Here is a 5605-nt window from a genome sequence, read left to right as displayed (position 1 = left end):
AAACAGGTAAAAATCCTAGAAAAAGTAATTTGCTTTTTTTCATTTTTCTCCTTAAAATTTTATGAATTCAGGCTATTCCCAAACATTTTTTAATTATGTCTAGAAGAATTGGCGCAAGTCATAATTATAATTTATTTTTTTTTTTTTTTTGTTTTTGGTTAAAAAAGATAATTTAAACTGGTTTGAGAATAAACTATATCTAAACCTATTACTTCAATTTCAATTAAAATTAAGAAGAAAAAATAAAGATAGATATTTAAAAACCATATATTAAGGTACAATTGATAACATAATATTTTTTTATAATTTAATTCTTTCTTCGTCATTAAGGTTTTTTAAAATAATCATTTTCTTAATTGATTAATTTCTATCATGTTTTTCGGTCTTCGCGATTTACTTAAAGACCATCCAGGAAATATTTATTTAATTCACTATAGCAAAGTTTAACATTGCCTTTAGATTCTTTTTTCATTTTTTCCTATATGATTTCTAAAACTTGTTAAATTATTAGTTTTTAGTATATAAATGATTTTTTATTTGTTTCATTGGTTCACCTAATTTAGCAAGATTTGAATAAGTTTAGTTAATAATTAATTTACTAGAATAACAAAACAAAAATTAGTATAGTTTTGTACATTATTTTAGCTCAAAGACATATTTTGAGACAATTAAGCAAGCTAGGGTTGCTAAATAAACAAAAATATATTTAATTATTTTTCAAGACATTTAAACTGAACACAAATACAAAAAACGCAAAAGTAAACATAATCAACGATCCATCTTTTATTTTTGGAAGTAATTTAAAAATTAAATAATTTAAACTAAAAAAACCTATGCTAATTAAGTTTATGCTTTTTGCAACAACCGTGCATTGTTATCAATTTAATGTAAGCAAAAAAGCTTTATATTATTGCTAATTGCTTTTTTAGTTACTATTAACCCTATTTACCTAGGAAAATAGTGATAATGTAATATAATATTTTTATTAATAAAACCTAATACTAAGGAGAAAATATGCGAAAAATAAGTTGATTTTTCTTAGGTCTTTTACCAACAATAGCAACCGCAGCGGTTGCATTTTCATGTGTAAATACAAAAACACATAATATACCAAACCCAAAACCTAGCCCTGATAAAATATCTGATACTCCTAAGAAAAAACCTAAAGTTAAAGAACAAAAAAATGATTTACAATCAGTTTATGAAACTATTAAAAGTATTCTACCAAAGGATACTCTAAATGATATTAGACATAAAAATAAACATATTAAAAATTTATTGATTGGAAATTTATTACCAAAAGATCTGATCCCTGATCTTCCAAGGGATCAAGACACTAGCTCAAATATTTTGAATGGTTTTAAAGGACCGAAATTTGAAATTGATTTTAGTGATCCAACTAATGAATTAATCAAAAAAACAATTGATAATTTATACTACAAACAATGATATAAATACTATGATAAATCCAAAGATGACGGAACACAACATGCTTTTGATTTTCCACTAGAAGATGACTATATCGAAAATGAGTTAGATATATTCTCTTCAAATGAACCTGAATCAAGTGAACCATGAGAAAACCTATTGACCAGACCTTGAGAGTGAGATGAAGGCGCTGATGAGGTCTCTCCAAACGAACCAGAGCATAATGAACCTTGAATTTCTGATGATGAAGAAGGACAGAGTAGTCCTGCTGCATTAGCAACTAAACTTTTTGAATCTCTAAGGGGCGAATCAAATATAATTTATGATATAAATGATAATTTGGTTCCGTTATCTAAACTAAAATCACCTAACAAAAAAAAAATTGGTTGATGAAATTAAAGAAGAATTTAAAAATTTAATTAGTACTGAAACACAAAAAATAAGTTCTGTATATGATAATAAAATTTTTGGAAAAGATGTATCTAAAACAACTACTGACATTAAAAATCATTTTGAAAAATTAATAAATGATAGCACAACCGTTGGTCAAGTGTTGGAATATATTAGTACAGTAAAAAAATATGTCAAAACCGAAATAATGCTAGCAAACATGTATAAACCTTTTAAAGATTTTGGAAATAGTTTTAATGTTAGTGAAAATAAAATATTAACGCCTGCAGACCTAAAAGGAATTAATTTTAATAAAAATGGACTAGTCAATTATCGTGAAAATGCTTTTCAAATTTTAAGAAAAAATAATGAATTTGGTGAATGACTAAAAAAACCAAACCATAATTTTTACACTAAAACTAATGGCTATGTGGAAAAAATGCAAAATTTTGTAAATCAAATAAATGAAGCATATCAACTTAAAGTTGAAGCAACAAAATCAAGACACCTTTTAGGCATAGACAAATTAAGTGATATATCACAAAAATACACGGAACAACAAGTTATTGACACTCTTAATAATAAAACAAATAAGCCAAGTGAATTAACAAAAGAAATGGTTGATAATGCATTATTTGGTAGATTATTTGACAAGAAAATTCACAATGTTTTCTTAAAAAAAGGTGGAATAATTGATTACACAAGCCCTAGTGGCTTCACAACAGTTGAATTTCTAGGCAGAACTCATGATAAAAATAGCAAAGTTGATAAATTAGTCCTTTTTGTAGTTTACAAATTCGATAACAAGAGTAAAGAAAAAAATTTCAAAATTACTTTTACAAACTATTCAAAACAACAAAGCTATATTGAATTTAAAAAACAATAATTTAACACTAGCAACGCTTGCTAGTGTTTTTTTATCAAAACATAAAGATAAACTATACAAAATTGAAGTATCGCATATCAATTATTAAAACTAGTTATTTTAGTTATTTTGATAAAATTTATATATTATTTTTTATATTTAAAGAGGTTTATAAATTTATGGATAAAAATGAGTTATTCAAACAAAGATTAATTAAATACATGGAAATTGAGGCTATGTCGCGTTATGAAGAGCCTGTGGTTAATGAGTTGAAAAAATCACTAGGAAATAAAAAATTTGAGATTAGTAGAGATAACCTTGGATCAGTTATATTTAGAAAGAAATCAAAAAATCCTAATGCACCAAAAGTTATGATTGCTGCACATATGGATGAAGTAGGGTTTCTAGTTAGAAACATAGATAAAAAGGGACAACTTTATTTATCTCCTGTTGGAGGTATTTGACCATCAACAGTAATTGGGACAAAGGCAAAATTAGTAACAGAGGAAGGCAAAACCTTTAATGGCGTTTTTGGCCACACAAGCATACACATTATGCAAGAAAATGAAATTTCAAAAGCAATTTCTAATAATGAAATTTATGCTGATTTTGGTTTTAAATCAGATGAGGATGCTAAAGAACAAGGAGTTGGCGTAGGTGACTTAGTATACATGTCAGGTGAAACTATACTATTTAATGATCCTGATTTATTGGGTGGAAAAGCAATGGATAATAGAGCTGGTATAACTGTTCTAGAATACGTTGCTAATGCCATCAACGATAAAGATCTTGATGTTGATCTCTACTTAGTTGGCACAGTGCAAGAAGAGGTAGGAACAAGAGGGGCTAGAACTAGTGTTTCATTAATTAAACCAAACATAGCAATTGCTCTTGATACATGCGCATCACATGACACTCCTAACACAATTCCAGGAAATACTTTATTATACAAGGGTGCTGCTCTAAGAATAAAGGATCGTGGTACAATGATGGACCCAAAATTAGTTAAAGAATTTCAAAACATATCAAAAAAATATAACATACCTACATATAAATTTGTTGCAATGGGAGGAGGAACAGATGCTCATGAACTTCAATTTGCTCATGGTGGTGCAGCGACTCTAACCATTTCTTTACCACAAAGATATTTACATAGCCCTATAGGTGTTTGTGCAATTTCGGACTTAATTGCTGCCGGAGATTTATTAATTAATTTTCTTCAAGACTTTAATTTAGAAAAATGAGAGGATATCAAATACAAGTAAGAAATATCAAAAGCACATAAATAAAATCGTGTTTAAACTAGTAATATAGTAAATTTTGCGCAAATTTATCTCCTGCTTACTTTTTTAGTAAGAGATTTGAGAATAGCAATCACACAAATCTAAATTTATTAGACAAAAATAACCGGAATTATCAAGCACGTCTTGATAATTTTTCTTATTTATTTCATAAGAAATTATTTTGTTTTCTTCATCTACTTTAAAATCAAAATAATTTCCATATGTTCTATAAATATCTTCATTTAAGTATTCAATATTTTCAAGTTGTTTTGATAATATATTTAAAACCGTATTATATTTTTCAACTTCTAATGATGCTTTTTTGTTCATTATAAAACATATAAATAAAATACTTGGATGTTGAATTTGTAAAAGCTTGTTCGTATGTTTTTCAAGCAAAAACTTTGTGTTCAAAAATTAAATTTTCAGCATTTTTATATATTTTATCCTTGTTTTTTCTTTAATAAATTACTTAATCTCTTGTTATAAGTTTCTGCCATAATTATAAAGTTAATGTTTTCAGAAATTTTCAATATTGTCTTTTGAAAAATAACCCCGATCCAATACTAAAGTTGCTGATTTATAACGCAAATTTAAAACTTTATCAATCATTTTTTTGTAGTAACTTACACCAGTAACTGATTTGGGATATAAATCATAAAAAATTGGTAACCCAGTCTTTGGATCTAAACAATACGACAAGTTTATTTGCGGAAGTCCTTCATCAACATTTGGCTTTCCATATTCAGCATGTTTCATGTTTTTTGAGCTTATATTAAAGTTCGTTAAATCGGACAGATAAATATGCGTCATCCGAATATTCTAAATATGTTCTTAATTGTTTTGATCATCTATAATTAAATTCAAGTATTTTTTTGTTGTTATATCTTTATGCAAAAGCATTGATATCGTTTTGAAGGAATTGAAAACAAACCAGAAAAAATTTTATATGCCACTTTTCAAATAATTGCGAAGCCGTAGATTCTTCATCAATATAATAAAATGTCAATGCCTTTATTAATTCGCTTTTTGTGTTAAAAATATTTTTTTAATTGTTCATCTATATATAAATCTTTAAAAATTCTAGTTATTGCCAAATATTGCCCGATAGAAACAACGGATGATATTTTTTTATCATCTTCTATGATTGTTATTTTTGTGTCTGGAAAAATTAAAAAATACTTATCGTTTGGTATTATTAAGTTGTCATTTTTTTGGATCTATTTTGCCAATATTAACTCTCTTATCGATATTATATTTTTTATCTTTTTTATATTTTGTTCCTGCGACATAATATACATATTTATTATCATCTTTTCTTATAATTTGAACCTTTTTAGGAATCTTTACTCTTTGATCTTTTATTATCATTTTTACCTCATTTTATTTAGTTTATTTATAACTAAATAAAAATACTTTTCGAGCTAGAAATGTAAAAAATGCTGATTTTTTCAAATTTAATTCTTTTTTGTTTTTTTGCTTGAGTTTTACAAAATAATTTACAAAATTACTTCAAGTTTAGGGTAAAAAGTATAATAAAAAAGCCAAGACTGGCTTTTTGTTCCCTGAAAACTGAATATCGACTTTTTTGTTTTAGATAACTTCTATAGAATCACTATTAAACCAATCAATTTATTAG

The 5605-nt window shown here is 26.2% G+C and carries 6 protein-coding genes; 3 read left to right on the top strand and 3 right to left on the bottom strand.

What is annotated here, in order from left to right:
- The first annotated feature begins 1014 nt into the window (after window positions 1-1014).
- The 3 genes from ACWXVM_RS03115 (at window position 1015) to ACWXVM_RS03105 (ending at window position 3948) form a co-directional block, all read left to right on the top strand.
- Complete coding sequence (locus ACWXVM_RS03115) at window positions 1015-1827, top strand: hypothetical protein (RefSeq protein ID WP_455994287.1); 813 nt, start codon at window positions 1015-1017, stop codon at window positions 1825-1827.
- A complete protein-coding gene (locus ACWXVM_RS03110) occupies window positions 1811-2704 on the top strand; it encodes a hypothetical protein (protein ID WP_455994285.1) in 894 nt (297 codons plus the stop codon). Before ACWXVM_RS03115 ends, ACWXVM_RS03110 begins: the two co-directional genes overlap by 17 nt.
- A 158-nt stretch (window positions 2705-2862) precedes the next feature.
- Window positions 2863-3948 carry a M42 family metallopeptidase gene (locus ACWXVM_RS03105; protein ID WP_455994283.1) on the top strand — a complete coding sequence of 362 codons (1086 nt, stop codon included), beginning with the start codon at window positions 2863-2865 and terminating at the stop codon, window positions 3946-3948.
- Between the two features lie 84 nt (window positions 3949-4032).
- Here ACWXVM_RS03105 and ACWXVM_RS03100 read toward each other — a convergent pair whose 3' ends face one another.
- The 3 genes from ACWXVM_RS03100 to ACWXVM_RS03090 form a co-directional block, all read right to left on the bottom strand.
- Window positions 4033-4296, bottom strand: a complete 264-nt coding sequence (locus ACWXVM_RS03100; protein WP_455994281.1) for a hypothetical protein — start codon at window positions 4294-4296, stop codon at window positions 4033-4035.
- A gap of 180 nt (window positions 4297-4476) precedes the next feature.
- Window positions 4477-4725: a transposase gene (locus ACWXVM_RS03095; RefSeq protein ID WP_455994279.1), complete on the bottom strand. Its 249-nt coding sequence runs from the start codon at window positions 4723-4725 to the stop codon at window positions 4477-4479.
- A 423-nt stretch (window positions 4726-5148) separates the two neighbouring features.
- Window positions 5149-5337 carry a hypothetical protein gene (locus tag ACWXVM_RS03090; RefSeq protein WP_455994277.1) on the bottom strand — a complete coding sequence of 63 codons (189 nt, stop codon included), beginning with the start codon at window positions 5335-5337 and terminating at the stop codon, window positions 5149-5151.
- Window positions 5338-5605 lie beyond the last annotated feature (268 nt).

It is taken from the genome of Mycoplasma sp. 2261, from assembly GCF_053851575.1.
Note: the sequence above shows the minus strand (reverse complement) of the source record. Positions and strands in the feature narration are given on the sequence as shown.